Source organism: Cupriavidus cauae (assembly GCF_008632125.1).
Classification (GTDB): Bacteria; Pseudomonadota; Gammaproteobacteria; order Burkholderiales; family Burkholderiaceae; genus Cupriavidus; species Cupriavidus cauae.
In genome coordinates this window covers 136856-152871 of sequence record NZ_VWRN01000016.1, presented here as the reverse complement: position 1 = coordinate 152871, position 16016 = coordinate 136856, and the positions used below count along the sequence as shown (strand labels likewise).

General features: G+C 69.2%; 13 protein-coding genes. 11 read left to right on the top strand and 2 right to left on the bottom strand.

Features of this window, described 5'->3' with window-relative positions; translation table 11 throughout:
* Window positions 1-557 precede the first annotated feature (557 nt).
* The 10 genes from F1599_RS04705 (at window position 558) to F1599_RS04660 (ending at window position 13150) form a co-directional block, all read left to right on the top strand.
* Window positions 558-2162 (top strand): 3'-5' exonuclease family protein, encoded by a 1605-nt coding sequence (locus F1599_RS04705; RefSeq protein ID WP_150082347.1) that lies wholly within the window; start codon window positions 558-560, stop codon window positions 2160-2162.
* 141 nt (window positions 2163-2303) lie between these two features.
* Window positions 2304-2795, top strand: coding sequence for a hypothetical protein (locus F1599_RS04700; RefSeq protein WP_223819465.1), 492 nt, complete (start codon window positions 2304-2306; stop codon window positions 2793-2795).
* A 414-nt stretch (window positions 2796-3209) separates the two neighbouring features.
* Entirely contained in the window at window positions 3210-4256 is a 1047-nt protein-coding gene (locus tag F1599_RS04695; protein ID WP_223819464.1) for an ABC transporter substrate-binding protein, read from the top strand.
* Between the two features lie 79 nt (window positions 4257-4335).
* Window positions 4336-5388, top strand: coding sequence for an aromatic ring-hydroxylating dioxygenase subunit alpha (locus tag F1599_RS04690; protein WP_150082346.1), 1053 nt, complete (start codon window positions 4336-4338; stop codon window positions 5386-5388).
* A 3-nt stretch (window positions 5389-5391) separates the two neighbouring features.
* Window positions 5392-6231 (top strand): ABC transporter ATP-binding protein, encoded by an 840-nt coding sequence (locus tag F1599_RS04685; protein WP_149318668.1) that lies wholly within the window; start codon window positions 5392-5394, stop codon window positions 6229-6231.
* Window positions 6232-6262: 31 nt separating this feature from the next.
* The gene (locus F1599_RS04680; protein WP_150082345.1) at window positions 6263-7057 is read left to right on the top strand and encodes an ABC transporter permease; all 795 of its coding nucleotides are present in this window, start codon (window positions 6263-6265) and stop codon (window positions 7055-7057) included.
* Complete coding sequence (locus tag F1599_RS04675; RefSeq protein ID WP_223819463.1) at window positions 7054-8538, top strand: amidohydrolase family protein; 1485 nt, start codon at window positions 7054-7056, stop codon at window positions 8536-8538. The genes F1599_RS04680 and F1599_RS04675 overlap by 4 nt, the downstream gene beginning before the upstream one ends.
* A 264-nt stretch (window positions 8539-8802) precedes the next feature.
* Window positions 8803-9375: a sigma-70 family RNA polymerase sigma factor gene (locus tag F1599_RS04670; protein ID WP_150082344.1), complete on the top strand. Its 573-nt coding sequence runs from the start codon at window positions 8803-8805 to the stop codon at window positions 9373-9375.
* Window positions 9372-10502, top strand: coding sequence for a FecR family protein (locus F1599_RS04665; protein ID WP_150082343.1), 1131 nt, complete (start codon window positions 9372-9374; stop codon window positions 10500-10502). The genes F1599_RS04670 and F1599_RS04665 overlap by 4 nt, the downstream gene beginning before the upstream one ends.
* Window positions 10503-10645: 143 nt before the next feature.
* Window positions 10646-13150, top strand: coding sequence for a TonB-dependent siderophore receptor (locus F1599_RS04660; protein WP_223819462.1), 2505 nt, complete (start codon window positions 10646-10648; stop codon window positions 13148-13150).
* Here the strand turns inward: F1599_RS04660 and F1599_RS04655 are convergent, their stop codons facing one another.
* Window positions 13151-14212, bottom strand: coding sequence for a pyridoxamine 5'-phosphate oxidase family protein (locus tag F1599_RS04655; protein WP_150082342.1), 1062 nt, complete (start codon window positions 14210-14212; stop codon window positions 13151-13153). It abuts the gene before it with no gap.
* Between the two features lie 27 nt (window positions 14213-14239).
* Window positions 14240-14905: a glutathione S-transferase family protein gene (locus F1599_RS04650; RefSeq protein ID WP_150082341.1), complete on the bottom strand. Its 666-nt coding sequence runs from the start codon at window positions 14903-14905 to the stop codon at window positions 14240-14242.
* Window positions 14906-15069: 164 nt separating this feature from the next.
* Here F1599_RS04650 and F1599_RS04645 point away from each other — a divergent pair, with 164 nt between their 5' ends.
* Window positions 15070-15960: a LysR family transcriptional regulator gene (locus tag F1599_RS04645; RefSeq protein WP_150082340.1), complete on the top strand. Its 891-nt coding sequence runs from the start codon at window positions 15070-15072 to the stop codon at window positions 15958-15960.
* Window positions 15961-16016: the final 56 nt, after the last annotated feature.

The following is a 16016-nucleotide window of genomic DNA, read 5'->3' as shown; positions in this document are numbered from 1 at the left end:
TCGCTCTTTCGAGCGGTCGCTCACTCTCAGAAAACTGACTGGCTCCATCGTCTTGACGCCGATGAAGCCACGTTTTGCTGTGCGAGCACTTGATAACTTTTGAGCTGTCGCCGATCCCGAAGAATCGGCTGTGACTGCCGCTATCGAGCGCCCACACTTATCGGTTGTTCGTTTGTTAAAGAACTCACGCGCCGGCTTTGCCGTTCGCGTCGCTGCGTTGTCAGCAGCAGAGAAACGAGATTATGCAGAACGTTTCGCTTCTCGTCAACAGGTTGTCAGCACTTTTTTGCTGCGGCTCCAGCACCGCAGCGCCTTCGCCTTCCCCGCCAACCCCGCCGCCGTTCGGCTGCGAGGGGGCGAATATTAAGGGAGCGTGACAGTCATTGCAAGCGCTTTTTTCCAGACCCCGAGATCCCGCTTCACGCGCCGCATCAATCACTCCACGAATCGATGGGGTGCCAGGGATGGGATCAATCGAGCGCCAGCGATGGAATCAATCCGGCCCCACCGATCGATCAATCAGGCCCCAACGCGATCGCGGCGCTTAGAATCGCTGGATGCCGAACCCGCCCAGCCACCACGACCAGCCTACTTATCTAGCGGAGCGCCTGCCCGCGGACGCGCCGCGCCAGCTCGACGCCGTCGCCCTGGCGACCGCCCTGGCCAGGCCCATCGTCTTCGTCGATCTGGAAACGACCGGCACGGACGCGCAGCGCGACCGCATCACCGAGATCGGCGTGGTCGAGGTCGGCCCGGACGGCGTGACCGAATGGGACACGCTGCTGGACCCCGGCTGCGCGATCCCGCCCTTCATCCAGCGCATGACCGGCATCACCGAAGAGATGGTGCGCGGCCAGCCGACCTTCGAGTCATTGGCCGAGAGCCTGGCCGAGCGGCTGCAGGGCAAGCTGTTCGTCGCCCACAATGCCCGCTTCGACTATGGCTTCCTGAAGCAATCGTTCACCCGCGCCGGCATTACGTTCCGCGCGGACGTGCTCTGTACCGTCCGGCTGTCGCGCGCGCTGTTTCCCTCGGTGGAGCGCCACGGGCTGGACGCGCTGATCGCACGCTTCGGCCTGCAGCCGAAAGGCCGGCACCGCGCGCTCGCCGACGCCGAGCTGTTGTGGCAGTTCTGGCAACAGGTGCACGGACTCTATTCAGTCGAGCTGGTCGAATCGGCGATCGCCTCGCTGGTCAAGCGCGCCAGCCTGCCGGCGGGCCTGGAAGAGACCGCGCTCGACGACGTCCCGCAGGCGCCCGGCGTCTATCTGTTCCACGGCGACAACGACGCGCCGCTCTACGTCGGCAAGAGCGTCAACCTGCGCCAGCGGATCGGCGCGCATTTCTCGGGCGACTATCGCTACGGCAAGGACCTGCGGCTGTCGCGCGCGGTGCGGCGCGTCGAATGGCGCGAGACCGGCGGGGAGATCGGCGCGCTGCTGCAGGAGGCGCTGCTGGTCAAGCAACTGGAGCCCGTGCACAACACGCTGTTGCGGCGCAAGGGGCCGCTGTTCGCGTGGGAACTGCCGGACGGCCTGATGGCGCCGCGCCTGCGTTCGGACCGCGATACCGATTTCAGCCGGCATCGCGGCCTGTTCGGCGTCAGCGCCAGCCGCGCCGGCGCGTATGCCCGGCTGCGCGAACTGGCCGAACAGCACGGCCTCTGCCAGGCCACGCTGACGCTGGAACCGCAGGCTCGGATCGGGACGCCGTGTTTCGCGCGCCAGCTCCATCGATGCGCCGGCGCCTGCGTCGGCGCGGAGCCGCTGCGCGCCCATCGGGAGCGCCTGGCCGACGCGCTGCGCCCGCTGGCGGTCGCGCCGTGGCCCTTCGCCGGCCCGATTGCCTGGCGCGAGCAGGACCACGCGCGCGCCCAATGGCATGTCATCGATAACTGGTGCTATCTCGGTTCGGTGGCCTCGATGGACGATGCGCAGACGCTGCTGGCCGAGCCGGCCCGCTTCGACCTGGACAGCTATCAGATCCTGGCGCCGCACCGCGGGCGGCTGCTTGCGGAGGCCATCGTGCTGCCTCGTCCGTCGACCTTCGAGCTGCGCCCCTGCGAGCCGATCGTCGCCGCGCGACGAGACAGCGCGGCCGGACCGGCACGGCCCAGGCGCATACCCGCCGCGCAGACGCCGCTGCCGCTGTTCGAGTTCTGAGCAACCACCAGCCATCGACGCGCGCCGGCCGAGATAGTCAAGGAGTCGATCGTCTGTACGCCGCCGCACATTGCCGCCTTGGCAATGCGCGCCAGGTCGCATAGCCTGCCTCGTAACGGAACAGCCGCAGCGGGAGCCGCCATGCCTTCGATTCGCGCTTCATCCCCGGCCCACACACCGGCCTCGCGCTGGCGCGAGCGCCTTGCGAAAGCGAAAGGGAGAGCAAAAGCGACAGCCACAGCAGCGGCCACCGCCCTTGCCGCGGCGTCGCTGTTCGGCTGCGTCAGCCCGCAGACCGGCGCGATGCAGTCGATCGTCGACTCGTGGCGCGGGACCCCGATCGACCAGGCCAGTACCCAATGGGGCCCGCCGGCCTCCGTGCAGCCCCTCGCCAATGGCAACGCCTACGTCTGGGTCGACGAATTGCCGCGCGCGCAAGCGCCCGGCAGCGGTCCGCGCGAAGCGCGCGCGCCGACCGACCCGGCGCCTGCCACGGTGGGCCGCTGCCAGCGCCGGCTGATGGCCGGCGCCGATGGCATTGTCCAGGGCGGCGACTGGAGCGGCGACACCTGTTGCCTGACCACCGCCCTCGGCCGCTGCGCCGCGCTGCTCAATCGCAAGCCCAAGGGTTGAGCCGCACCGGATCGCATCACGCCGCACCAAAGCCGCGATGCGATCCCAACCCCGGCGCCCCCAGTTGGCGCATCGGGCCCCGTCGATGCCACCGCGCGCGCCGATGCCGCGTGGCATGCCTCTTGCGATATTCCCGTTCGAGTAGAAGCGGTTAGCGCCGACGCATCGCCATCGCAGGCCGATGCCCCGGCGCGGGACATTGCTCTCACGACCACCGGTCGTCACCGGCAGCGCCATGCGCGCGCCGCGTGTTGAACCCGGCCGCTCCGGCCGCGAACGAGAGAGAGCGCACACGATGTCCCGTCCCTGCCATTCCTTCCCGCCCCATCGCCTCGCCGTACCGCGCCCGCCGTAAGCGCCGGTGCGCCCCCGCTTCGCCCTTCCCTTCGACGACGACACGACACCCCAGGCCCCATGAACACGTCGCACCTCGCTTCCTCCTTCGCGGCACAGACCGCATCGCCCATCGTCCCGCACCGCCCGCGCAGGCGCCTGCTTGCCGGCGCATTCGCAGCCGCGGCCGCATTGACCATCGCACCGCTGACGGCCTTCGCCGCCGACAAGGTCACCTTCCTGACCTCCTGGTATGCGCAGGCCGAGCACGGCGGCTTCTACCAGGCCGTGGCCGAGGGCATCTACAAGAAGCACGGCCTCGACGTGACCATCCGCATGGGCGGGCCGCAGGTCAACGGCATGCAGATCCTGACCAGCGGTCAGGCGGACTTCCTGATGGGCTACGACCTGCAGGTGCTCAAGAGCATCGAGCAGGGCGTGCCGGTGACCACGGTCGGCGCCTCGTTCCAGAGCGATCTGCAAGGGATGATGACGCACGACGACGTCAATGGCCTTGCCGATCTGAAGACCCGCACGGTGCTGGTCTCCACCTCGGGCCGCACCACCTGGTGGCCATGGCTGAAGGCGAAGTACCAGCTCGACGAGGCCCAATCTCGCGTCTACACCTTCAACCTGCAGCCCTTCCTCGCCGACCGCAACACCGCGCAGCAGGCGTACGCCTCGTCGGAGGTGTTCGCCGCGGAAAAGGCCGGCGTCAAGACACGCTTCTTCCTGTTCGCCAACGATGGCTATCCGCCCTACGGCACCACCATCGTGACGATGCAGAAGACCGTCAAGGACAAGCCCGATCTGGTCGCACGCTTCGTGCGCGCTTCGATGGAAGGCTGGAAAAGCTATCTCGCCAATCCCGCCGCGGCCAACGCGCTGATCAAGCGGGACAACCCCAACATGAAGGACGACCAACTTGCCTGGGGCCTGGCCAAGCTCAAGGAATTCCGGCTGGTGGACGGCGGCGACGCGGCGCGCCAGGGCATCGGCGTGATGACGGACGCGCGCTGGCAGAAGACGCGCGACTTCATGGTCGGCGCGGGGCTGCTCAAGGCCGAGACCGACTGGAAGCAGGCCTACACCACGCAGTTCGTCAGGGACCTGAAGGTCATGCCCTGAGCGGCGCGCCCGCACTGACCATCGCACATTCAAACCCGGCGCCATCGCGCGTCTTCCCTTCGCATTCCGAGGATTCATCATGCTGGTCACCCGACAACCCGTGCTGCGCCGCTTCTGGTACGCGCTGATGCCGGTCTCGATGCTCGACGACGGCCCCAAGCCCTTCACGCTGCTCGGCGAAAACCTGGTGCTGTGGAAACGCCCAGACGGTACGCTGGCCGCGCTGCGCGACCGCTGCTGCCACCGCACCGCGAGGCTGTCCAAGGGCTGGGTCAACGAACGCGGCGACATCGTCTGCGGCTATCACGGCTGGGAGTACGACTGCACCGGCGCCTGCGTGCGGATTCCGCAGGCACCGGACAACCGGGTCCCCGCGGGCGCCCGCGTGCCGGCCTATCGCGCGCAGGAGAAGTACGGCTACGTGTGGGTCGCGCTGGACGATCCGCTGCAGCCGATTCCCGACTTCCCCGAAGAAGGCGACCCCGCCTATCGCCGCATCCTGCAGTACTACGAGCGATGGAACACCAGCCCGCTGCGCGTGATGGAGAACGCCTTCGACAACTCGCACTTCAGCTTCGTCCATCGCGCCAACTTCGGCATCGCCGACCAGCCCAGGCCCGAGAAATACGAGCTGACGCAGCGCGATTGGGGTTTCGAGGCGGAGACGCTGGTGCCGATCCGCAATATCGAAGCGGGCCATCGCGTGACGGGCACCACCGAGCCGATCACGTACCGGCATATGTTCAACCGCTGGGATATGCCCTTCACGCGCCGCTTCGGCTGCATCTATCCGGCGAGCGGACGCCATCACATCATCTACAACTGCGCGACGCCGATCGACGACGGCACGGTGATGCTGTCGCAATGGCTGTACCGCAACGATCGCGAGGAAGACTGCTCGACCGAGGAGCTGATCGCCTGGGACGCGCCGATCGTCGCCGAAGACCGCGAAATCCTCGAAGCCACGGACTACGACGCCTGCATCGATACGCGCCGCCGCGTCGAGTTCCATATGGAGTCGGACAAGCCGGGCCTGCTGATGCGCAGGATGCTACTGGATCTGCTGGAGAAGCACGGGGAGAAGGAAGTGTTCCGCGTGCCCGTCGTCCGCGTGCCCGTCGTCGGCGGCTGAGCCATGTTCGCGGACCCGCGCGATACCCGCGCCTTCGAGGCGCCGATCCTGTTCGCCAACCAGGTCGAGAAGACCTATCCCAACGGCACCGTGGCGCTCGAGCGCGTCAAGCTGTCGATCCGGCCCGGCGAATTCGTCTCGTTGCTGGGCCCGTCCGGCTGCGGCAAGAGCACGCTGCTGAAGCTGTTTGCCGGGCTGGAAGCGCCCTCGGCCGGCCACCTGCGCTGGTGGGGCGAAGGCACGTTGCCCGGCGCCAGGCCCGCTGCCGCTGACGGCGCGCGCCGCACGCTGGCGATGGTGTTCCAGGAGGCCACGCTGATGCCTTGGGCGAACGTCGCCGACAACGTACGGCTGCCGCTCGATCTTGCCCGCATGCCGCGCGAGCAGGCCAACGAACGGATGCGGCGGGCGCTGGCACTGGTTGGCCTGGCGCAGTTCGGCCAGGTCTATCCGCGCGAGCTGTCCGGCGGCATGCAGATGCGCGTGTCGATCGCGCGGGCGCTGGCGACGGAGCCGGACCTGCTGCTGATGGACGAGCCCTTCGGCGCGCTCGACGAATTCACGCGCAACCGGCTCGACGCCGATCTGCGGGCGCTGTGGGCCGAGCGCGGCCTGACCGTGGTGTTCGTCACGCACAGCATCTACGAGGCGGTCTATCTGTCGAGCCGCGTCGTGGTGATGGCGGCACGGCCGGGCCGCGTGATCGCCGACGTGGCGATCGACGGTCCCGCGGTACGCGACGAGGCCTACCGCGTCTCGCCCGAGTTCATGCAGCACTGCGCGCGGCTGTCGGCGCTGCTGGCGCAGGCCAATACCGGCGTCGCGCCGGCCGATCCTGCATAGCCGCGCCAACGCGCTTCGAAGGAGTCCGATCATGGCATCCCCCCTGCTGTCCCGTGCCGCCGTGCAGCGCATCGCCGCGCCGCTGGCCGTCGGCGCGCTGATGCTGCTGGCCTGGCAGGCCGTCTGCATCTGGCTCGACGTGCCGCCCTATCTGGTCCCCACGCCCTCGGCGATCGCCCGCACGCTGGTCGAGGACTGGGCGCTGCTGTCCGGCTCGCTCTGGGTGACCCTGCGCATCACGATGCTGGCGTTCGCGCTGGCCGTCGTGCTGGGCACCGCGGCCGCCTTCGTGTTCGTGCAGAGCCGGCTGATCGAGGCGAGCCTGTTTCCCTACGCGATCCTGCTGCAGGTCACGCCTGTCGTCGCCATCGCGCCGCTGATCATCATCTGGGTCAAGGAGCCCACGTTGGCACTGGTCATCTGCGCCACCATGGTCGCGATCTTCCCGATCATCTCGAACACCGTGCTGGGCCTGCGCAGCGTCAATCCCGGACTGCTGAACCTGTTCCGCATCAACCGGGCCACGCGCTGGGACACGCTGCGGCGGCTGCGGATACCGAGCGCGCTGCCGTACTTCTTCGGCGGCTTGCGGATTTCCTGCGGCCTGGCGCTGATCGGCGCGGTGGTCGCCGAGTTCGTCGCCGGCACCGGCGGCACCGGGGCGGGCCTGGCCTACCAGATCCTGCAGGCCGGCTTCGCGCTCAATATCCCGCGACTGTTTGCCGCGCTGGTGCTGATCACGGTGACTGGCGTGCTGCTGTTCGGCGCGATGGTGATGCTGTCGCGGCTGGCGCTGTCCCATTGGCATGAAAGCGAGCTGGCATGAGCGAAGCCTACCCTTGCATCGAAACCGGCCGCATGGCGGAAAATACCGCGCCCACGCTGCTGATCCGCAACGCCACCGCGATCCTGACCGGCCTCGCCGGCGATGCGGCGCGCCATCCCGGACCGGACATCCGCCTGCGCGGCGGCCGCATCGAATCGATCGGCACGCTGCCGCCGCTCCCCGGCGACACCGTGATCGACGCCACCGATTGCGTGGTCTATCCCGCCTGGGTCAATACGCACCACCACCTGTTCCAGTCGCTGCTCAAGGGCGATCCGGCCGGACTGAACCTGACGCTGACGCCCTGGCTCGGCGCCACGCCGTACCGCTTTCGCGGGGCCTTCGACGAGGCGAGCTTCCGCCTGACGGCCCGCATCGGCCTGATCGAACTGCTGCGCAGCGGCTGCGGCACGGTCGCCGATCACAACTACCTGTACTACCCGGGCATGCCGTTCGACGGCTCGGCTATCCTGTTCGAGGAAGCGCAGGCGCTGGGCCTGCGCTTCGTGCTGTGCCGCGGCGGCGCGACCCGTACGCGCCAGCTCGAAAGCGAGCTGCCCCAGGCGCTGCGCCCCGAAACGCTGGAGGCCTTCCTCGCCGATTGCGAACGCCTGACCGCGCGCTACCACGACAGCGCCGCCGATGCGATGCGGCGCGTCGTAATGGCGCCGACCACGCCGCTGTACTCGATGTCGTCCGACGAACTGCGGACCTGTGCCCGCACGGCACGACGGCTCGGCATCCGGCTGCACAGCCATCTGTCCGAGACCGTCGAGTACCAGAACGCCGCCCGCGCGATGCACGGCACCACGCCGGTCGGCTTCTGCGCCGAGGTCGAATGGCTCGGCCCCGACGTCTGGTTCGCCCATCTGGTCAAGCTGGACCGCGACGAAATCCGCATGCTGGGTGCAACCAGGACCGGCATCGCGCATTGCCCGCAGAGCAATGGCCGGCTCGGCAGCGGCATCGCCGATCTGCCGGCGCTGGAGGCGGCCGGCGTGCCGGTCTCGCTCGGCGTCGATGGCGCCGCGTCGAACGAGGCCGCCGACATGATCAGCGAGGCCCACGCCGCCTGGCTGCTGCAACGGGCGCGGCGCGGCCACGCGGCGCGGCCCGTGTTCGAGGGCGGACGCTTTGAAGGCGGGGCGGATGCCGCCAGCGTCGAGGACGTGGTGCGTTGGGGCACGGCCGGCGGCGCCGCCGTGCTCGGTCTCGACGCGGTCGGCGCGCTGCGGCCGGGCATGGCCGCCGATCTGGCGATCTACCGGCTCGACGATCCGCGCTGTTTCGGCCTGCACGACCCGGCCATCGCGCCGGTCGCCAGCGGCGGCCGCCCGGCGCTGCGCGCGCTGATCGTCGCCGGCCGCGTGGTGGCCGAACACGATGCGATTCCGGGCGTGGATCTCGCGGAGCTGGGCGCGCAGGCGCGCGAGGCGGTGCGTCGGCTGAAAGAACACGCGTGCGAGGCCCCCGCGACATGAGGGCACCGTTAAGGGCGCGGGTAGGGACAAGAGAAAACCGAGGGGCTTGCTGTCGGACGCGATGGTCTGCCCGGTGCGCAGAGGATCTTCGCCCCGCCAGGCCGCAGCCAGCGCGCGATGGAGAGGACGGACGGCCTTCCGCCGATCACCCGCCCATCACCCGCCGATAACCGTTGCCAAACCCGACCCACATTCATAAAATGCGAATCGTTCTCATTTCCTAGCATTCACCGGACCTGGACCCGCGCCATGGCCGGAGCCCCCATGTCCGCCGCCGAGTCCCTGCCGTCGCCGCCGATCGATGCCCTGTACAGCGACCATCATTCGTGGCTGTTCGGCTGGTTGCGCAAGAAGCTGTCCTGCCCGCACGACGCGGCCGACGTGGCGCACGACACCTTCGTGCGGATCCTGGCCTCGCGCGATGCGCTGGCCGGCGTGCGCGAGCCGCGCGCGTATCTGACCACCACCGCGAAGCGGCTGATCATCGATCGCGCGCGGCGGCACAAGCTCGAGCAGGCCTATCTGGCCGAGCTGGAACAGGCCGCGGTCTCGCTGGAGGGCTTTCCGTCGCCGGAGCAGACCGTGGCCGCGCTGCAGGCGCTGGCGCAGATCAGCGCGGCGCTCGACGGCCTGCCGCCGAAGCCGCGCGAGGCCTTCCTGATGCACTACCTCGACGGGCTGACGCATGCCAGCATCGCCGCGCATCTGGGCGTGTCGACACGGATGATCCATAAATACCTGGTGCAGGCGCTGGCGCATTGCGCGCTGGCGGATGACGACGCGGGCGCGGTGGAGACCCAACACGGCGTCACCGCTGCAGCGTCGCGCGCGCGATGAGCGCGCGTCTTGAGGACGACGACCCGGTCGCGCAGGCCGCCGACTGGGTCGCCCGGCTGACCGCCGACGATCCCCAGGAGCGCGCCACCGCCCAGATCGAGTTCGCACGCTGGAAGGCCGCCGACCCGCGGCACGCACGCGCCGCCGCTCGCGTGGAATCGCTGCTCGAGCGCCTGCAAGGCCTGCGCGAGCACGCCGGCGGCGATGCCCGGCCCGCCCGCGCCGCGTTGCGCGCCGCCTTCGACGACGGGCGGCATGAAGGGCGGCGTGCCGGACGAGATGACCGACGACATGACGGACCGCATGATGGACTGCATGACGGGCCGCATGACGGCGTGCGCGACGGCATGCGGGACGGCAAACCGTCGCGCCGCCGCCGCACGCCACGTCATCTCGGCGCCCTGGCCGCCGCGCTGGTGACGACCGCCGTCCTCGCGCTGTCGCTGCATGCGTGGCCGCCGGCCTATCTGCTGGCCGATCTTCGTACCGGCACCGGACAATGGCAAACCCACACGCTGCCCGACGGCAGCCGCCTGACGCTGAACAGCGGCAGCGCGGTGGACCTGCGCTACGACGAGGGGCGCCGCCTGATTGAGCTGATCCGCGGCGAGGTGCTGATCGACGTCGCGCGCGATCCGGCACGGCCCTTCGTGGTCCGCACCGCGCAGGCCGATATCGAGGCGCTCGGTACGCGCTTCAGCGTCGACCGCGACGATGGCCGGACCGTGCTGACGATGCTGGAGTCGAAGGTCCGGGCCCGCGCCACCGGCGCGCACAGCGAGCCGCGCCAGGCGGTGGTGTCGGCCGGCGAACGCGTCGCGGTGACGGCGGCCGGCCTCGGGCCGATCGAACGGGTCGATGCGAGCAGCATCGAGCAGGCCTGGCAACGCCACCAGCTGATCGCCCGCGGCCAGCCGCTGCCCGAGCTGCTGGACGCGCTGAATCGGCATCGCCCGGGCTGGATCGGCTACGACCGCAAGCAGATCGCCGACATACGCGTCTTCGCGGTACTGCCGCTGGACGACACCGAGCAGGCGCTGCAATTGCTGGCCAATGCGCTGCCCGCGGTGCGGGTGCGGCAGTTGACGCCATATCTCGTGTGGGTGGACGCGCCGGCGGCGCAGTAAGTCGACGCGCCGCGATGGTGTTCTCCCTCGCCCCCTTGCAAGCGGGGACGGGAGAAAACACCGCCATCCCGCCCTTCCGGTTCCGGTCGCTGTCCCTCATCCGTCAAGCACAAGAACAACAAAAGCACGGAAACCGCGACATCATGAGCCACATCCATTCCGAGCCCGCGCGGCCTCGCCTGCATCCGCGCGCCCTCGCCGTCCAGCTGACGGTCCACCTTGCCGTCGGCGCCGCGCTGGCGAGCGCCATGGCGCTGCCCGCGCGGGGCCACGCGCAGACGCAAACGCAGACGCCGCGGCAGGCGCCAACACCGACGCCAACACCAACACCAGCGCAGGCCCAGTACGACATCCCTGCCGGCCCGCTGGCCGAGGCGCTGACGCGCTATGCCCAGCAGGCCGGCGTCGCCATCACGGTCGACGCCGACAAGCTGCGCGGCTTGCGCACGCAGGGCCTGCGCGGCCGCTATGGCGTCGACGAGGGCTTCGGGGTACTGCTGCGCGGCAGCGGCTACGCGATCGGCAGGACGCCGGCCGGCTATCTGCTCGTGCCCGCCGCCACGCCGGCGCCGCAGGCCAGCGCCGCGCCGGCCGATGCCGCGATGCTGCCGGCGGTGACCGTCACCGGCAGCCAGGAAACCGCGCTGAGCCCCGGCGTCGGCTTCGTCGCCAGGCGCAGCGCCGCCGGCACCAAGACCGACACGCCGCTCGCCGAAACGCCGCAGTCGATTTCGGTGGTCACGCGCCAGCAGCTGGACGACCAGAAGCCGCGCAGCGTGTCCGAGGCGCTGAACTACACGCCCGGCGCCTTCACCGCGCTGGTCGGCGCGACCAACCGCTACGACTACGTCGCGCTGCGGGGCTTCATCGACAGCAGCGTCGACAACTCGCTGCTCGACGGCCTGAAGGTACTGGGCGATCCCGGCAGCTACAGCTCGATGCAGGTCGACCCGTATTTCCTCGAGCGGATCGACGTGATTCGCGGTCCCGCCTCGGTGCTGTACGGGCGCGCCTCGCCCGGCGGCGTGGTCGCGCTGACCAGCAAGCGGCCGCAGTTCGAGCGCGCCGGCGAGGCCCAGGTCACGGTAGGCAATCGCAACCGCTACGAGGCCGGCTTCGACGTGACCGGCCCGATCGACGACAACGGCGTCGCCGCCTACCGGATCACCGCGATCGGCCGCTCGATGGACACGCAGTACCGTCATGTCGAGGAAGAACGCTTCGCCATCGCGCCGTCGCTGCTGCTGAACATCAGCCCGGACACGCGCCTGCTGCTGCAGGCCTATCTGCAGCGCGACCCGCATGGCGGCTATCACGGCGCGATTCCGTCGGATGCCACCATCACCGCCGCGCACAACGGCCGCCGCATCCTGCGCAGCTTCTTCGACGGCGAGCCCGGCCACAACGAATTCACGCGCACGCAACGCATGGTCGGCTACCAGTTCGAGCATGCGTTCAACGACCGCTGGCAGTTACGGCAGAACTTCCGCTATCTGTCGTCGGATGTCACGCTGCAGCAGGTCTACGGCTATGGCTGGGCCGGCCCCAACACGCTGACCCGCTACTACTCGGGCGCCAACGAAAGCCTGGACGCCTTCATCGTCGACAACCAGCTGCAGGGGCAGTTCGATACCGGTCCGCTCAAGCACACGCTGCTGTTCGGCGTGGACTACCAGCACCGCCATGTCGACGGCTGGTGGGAATCGGGCAGCGCCGCGCCGATCGACGCGTTCGATCCCGTCTACGGCAACGCGGGCCTGTCCGGCCTGTTCCGCGCCAATATCGACCGCAAGCTCGAGCAGACCGGCCTCTATCTGCAGGACCAGATCGCGTGGGAGCGCTGGCGCCTGGTGCTCGGCGGCCGCCACGACATGGCCAAGGTCTCGAACCTCGGTTTCGGCGCCGCCTCGCGCTCGGAATGGGACGGTTCGAAGTTCACCAGGCGCGCGGGCCTGGTCTATCTGTTCGACAACGGCATCGCGCCCTATGCCAGCTATAGCGAGGGCTTCAACCCGAGCGGCAGCACCGCCCGCGACGGCAGCCTGTTGCCGCCGACCGAGAGCCGGCAGGTCGAGATCGGCGTCCGCTACCAGCCGCCGCGCAGCAGCACGCTGCTGTCGGCCTCGCTGTACGACCTGACGCAGGACAAGGTCGCGGCGCGCGTGCTGTCGCCCCCGTACTACCAGCCGGCCGGCAAGGTCCGCTCGCGCGGGCTCGAACTGGAGGCGCGCTCGCGCGTGACCGACAAGCTGTCGCTGCTGGCCAGCTACACCTACACGCATATGCGCTACGTCGAGTCGCCAGAGGGCGTGGTCGGCAACACGCCGTACCAGGCGCCGCAGCACATGGCCTCGGTATGGGCCGACTATCTGGTGTTCCCCGGCTTCACGGTCGGCGCCGGCGTGCGCTATGTCGGCACCAGCTGGGCCGACAACGAGAACTCGCTGAAGGTGCCGTCGTACACGCTGGTCGACCTGATGATGCGCCTTGACCTGAGCCGCATCAGCGCGTCGCTGAAGGGCGCGGGACTACGTGTCGCCGCCACCAATCTGTTCGACAAGACCTACGTGTCCTCGTGCGCCGGGCTGCTGAACTGCTACTACGGCGAAGCGCGCAACGTGATGGCGACGCTCACCTATCAGTGGTGATCAGCGGGTGATCAGCGGGTGATCGGTGGTGATGGCCGCTGGCGCGGACCCGTTCGCGGCCCGGTTCGCGGCCCGGTTCGCGGATCCATTCCCCGGCCATTCGCCGGTCTGCGCCAGCACCGGCGACATGCTGACGAGCCGCCCGCGCAGCGGCAGCACGCCCGGGCGCCGAATCACCTGCTCGACCCGCATCCGCACCAGCCGCTCGGCGCCCGCGTAGGCCTGCACCTCCGGCCCTTCCCAGACGATCTCGGCGCGGACCGCCACATGCAGCAGCGTGCCGGTCTCCCAATCGACGAACAGCAGGCCGGCGCGCGGGCTCGCGACCAGATTGCCGATCGTGTTGAAGTAGGCATTGCCGTTGAAGTCGGGCATCACCAGCGTGTCGTCGCCATCCACGCGCACGAAGCCCGGCTTGCCGCCGCGATGCGAGACATCGGCGCCGCCGCTGTGCGGTGCCTCCGGATCGCTGTGATGCGAGGCGATGAACAGCGTGTCGGCGCGCCGCACCAGCGCGATCGCCTCGTGGTCGAGCCGGTCCAGTACCTGCGGCTGGGCGACGCCCGCATCCTCTGACGGCACGTGCACCGGCAACAGCTCCCGCTGCTGGATATAGCGGGGGCAGTTGCCGAAGCTCTGCCGCACCTGCACCGTAAAGCCGGCTGCGTCGCGCCGGGCGATTACGCCATTGAGGCGATTGCGCCGGCGGGTCGGCAATTCGATACCGAGCAGGCCAAGCTCGGCGCCATCGCGCAGCGCGCCATCGAGCGGATCGCCGGGCAGCGGCAGCGCATCGATGCGCAGCTGCAGCGGATCCAGCGCGTGCGCAAATCCCGGCGTCCCGGCCAGCATGGTGGCCCAGACGCCGCCATCGTCGGTGCGCGCGCCCGCCAGCATGAACGGCAGCTGCGCGAAAAACAGCCGGTGCTGTTCCAGCATTTCGCCGCGCACCACGCGGCGCCCTACCCCTTCCATCTGCTCACGCTTGCCGGCGCGCTGCTGCGCCAGGCGCTCGCCGCGGTGGAAGGGAGAGCCCTCGTAGGGCCAGGTCGGCAGTTCCATGATCGCGCTCCGCAATGACAGGTTGGTTCAGGCCGCTTGCGCAACAGGCATCGGCACGAAGCGCGGCAACGCCTCGACGCGTGCGAGCCACGCGCGGATCGCGGGATACGGCGCCAGGCTGACGCCGCCTTCCTCGGCGCGAGCGATATAGGCGTAGGCGGCGACGTCGGCCAGCGTCGCATGGTCGGCCGCGAGATACGGCGCGGCCGCCAGCAGCGGCTCCATCACCTCGAACAGGCGTGCGGCCTGCTGCCGCGCGTCGTCCACCGGCAAGTCACGGCCGAACAGCTTGGCGATGCGGGCGCGCGCCGGCCCATAGGCGATCTCGCCCGCGGCCACCGACAGCCAGCGCTGCACGGCCGCCGCCTTGACCGGATCGCGCGGCAGCCAGCGGCCCTCGTGGTCGTAGCGCAGCGCCAGATAGACCAGGATCGCGTTGGAGTCGGCGATCACGGTGCCGTTGTCGTCCAGCACCGGAATCTGGCCGAACGGATTGAGCCGCAGGAAGGGCTCGGCCTTGTTCGCGCCGCCGCGGACATCGACCAGCTCGCAGCGGTAGGGCAGGTCGAGCAGCGACAGCAGCAGCTGGACGCGATGGCAATGGCCCGACAGCGGCACGTGATACAGGACCAGCGGGGCAGCGGGATGCGAGGGGGAGACCGGGGATGAGAGGGAGTTCAGGACAGCGGACATGGTCGGCTCCATTGACGGCAAGCGTCTGGAAGAGGTTGAAGACGTTGGAGAGGTTGAAGACGTTGAAGCGGTTGGCGAATGCCCGCATTGTGGTCGGCGACCGGTCCGCAATAAAGCGCGCCGAATGTATTTGACTACTCCGATAAATGGAGTAATGTCGCGCGATGGACAAACTTCGCGCGATGCAGACTTTCGTTCGGATCGTCGACAAGGGCAGCCTGACCGCCGCCGCGGCCTCGCTCGGCACCTCGCTGCCGGCGGTGGTGCGCACGCTGGCCGCGCTGGAGGCCCATCTGCAGGTCCGCCTGCTGAACCGCACCACGCGCCGGCTGGCGCTGACGGAGGACGGCCGCAGCTACCTGGACAGCTGTCGCCGCATCCTGGCCACCATCGACGAGATCGAGGCCGGATTGACGACGCGGCAGGTCGAACTCGCCGGCCACCTGACCGTGACCGCGCCGATGCTGTTCGGCCAGATGTATGTGGCGCCCGCGATCACGCGCTTCGTGCAGCGCTATCCCGCGGTGCATTGCTCGCTGAACTTCGCCGATCGGGTGGTCGACCTGCTCGAGGAAGGGGTCGATGTCGGCGTGCGGATCGGGCCCCTGCGCGATTCGACGCTGATCGCGCAGCCGGTCGGCCGGATCCGCCGCGTGGTGGTCGCCACGCCGGCCTTCCTGCGCAAGCATGGCGTGCCGCGCCATCCGGAGGACCTGACGCGGCAGCCCTGCCTGCGGTTCAGCAATGGCAATCCGCACTGGTGGACCTTTCAGGACGATGGCCGCGTGTTCCAGGTGCCGGTCACCGGCAATCTGGAATTCAACCAGACCGCCCCGGCGGTCGCGGCCTGCGCGGCCGGCGCCGGCTTCGGCCACTTCCTGTCGTACCAGGTCGCGCCGCTGGTGGCCGAGAAAAAGCTGCGCATCGTGCTGGAGGACTACGAGCTGGCGCCGTGGCCGCTGTCGGTGCTCTATCCGCATGCGCGGATGCTGCCGGCGCGCACGCGCGCGCTGATCGACTGGCTCAAGGCCGATCTGGCGCCGCGCTTCCCATAGTGGCTGCGATCCCGCCGGCGATACTGGCACTGGCGGGGCCGCTTATTCCTGCACCT

Coding starts and splice junctions, on each gene's coding strand:
- F1599_RS04655 (WP_150082342.1), bottom strand. CDS start 14,212: ATGGAACTGCCGACCTGGCCCTACGAGGGCTCTCCCTTCCACCGCGGC.
- F1599_RS04695 (WP_223819464.1), top strand. CDS start 3,210: ATGAACACGTCGCACCTCGCTTCCTCCTTCGCGGCACAGACCGCATCG.
- F1599_RS04645 (WP_150082340.1), top strand. CDS start 15,070: ATGGACAAACTTCGCGCGATGCAGACTTTCGTTCGGATCGTCGACAAG.
- F1599_RS04700 (WP_223819465.1), top strand. CDS start 2,304: ATGCCTTCGATTCGCGCTTCATCCCCGGCCCACACACCGGCCTCGCGC.
- F1599_RS04680 (WP_150082345.1), top strand. CDS start 6,263: ATGGCATCCCCCCTGCTGTCCCGTGCCGCCGTGCAGCGCATCGCCGCG.
- F1599_RS04670 (WP_150082344.1), top strand. CDS start 8,803: ATGTCCGCCGCCGAGTCCCTGCCGTCGCCGCCGATCGATGCCCTGTAC.
- F1599_RS04650 (WP_150082341.1), bottom strand. CDS start 14,905: ATGTCCGCTGTCCTGAACTCCCTCTCATCCCCGGTCTCCCCCTCGCAT.
- F1599_RS04660 (WP_223819462.1), top strand. CDS start 10,646: ATGAGCCACATCCATTCCGAGCCCGCGCGGCCTCGCCTGCATCCGCGC.
- F1599_RS04665 (WP_150082343.1), top strand. CDS start 9,372: ATGAGCGCGCGTCTTGAGGACGACGACCCGGTCGCGCAGGCCGCCGAC.
- F1599_RS04690 (WP_150082346.1), top strand. CDS start 4,336: ATGCTGGTCACCCGACAACCCGTGCTGCGCCGCTTCTGGTACGCGCTG.
- F1599_RS04705 (WP_150082347.1), top strand. CDS start 558: ATGCCGAACCCGCCCAGCCACCACGACCAGCCTACTTATCTAGCGGAG.
- F1599_RS04675 (WP_223819463.1), top strand. CDS start 7,054: ATGAGCGAAGCCTACCCTTGCATCGAAACCGGCCGCATGGCGGAAAAT.
- F1599_RS04685 (WP_149318668.1), top strand. CDS start 5,392: ATGTTCGCGGACCCGCGCGATACCCGCGCCTTCGAGGCGCCGATCCTG.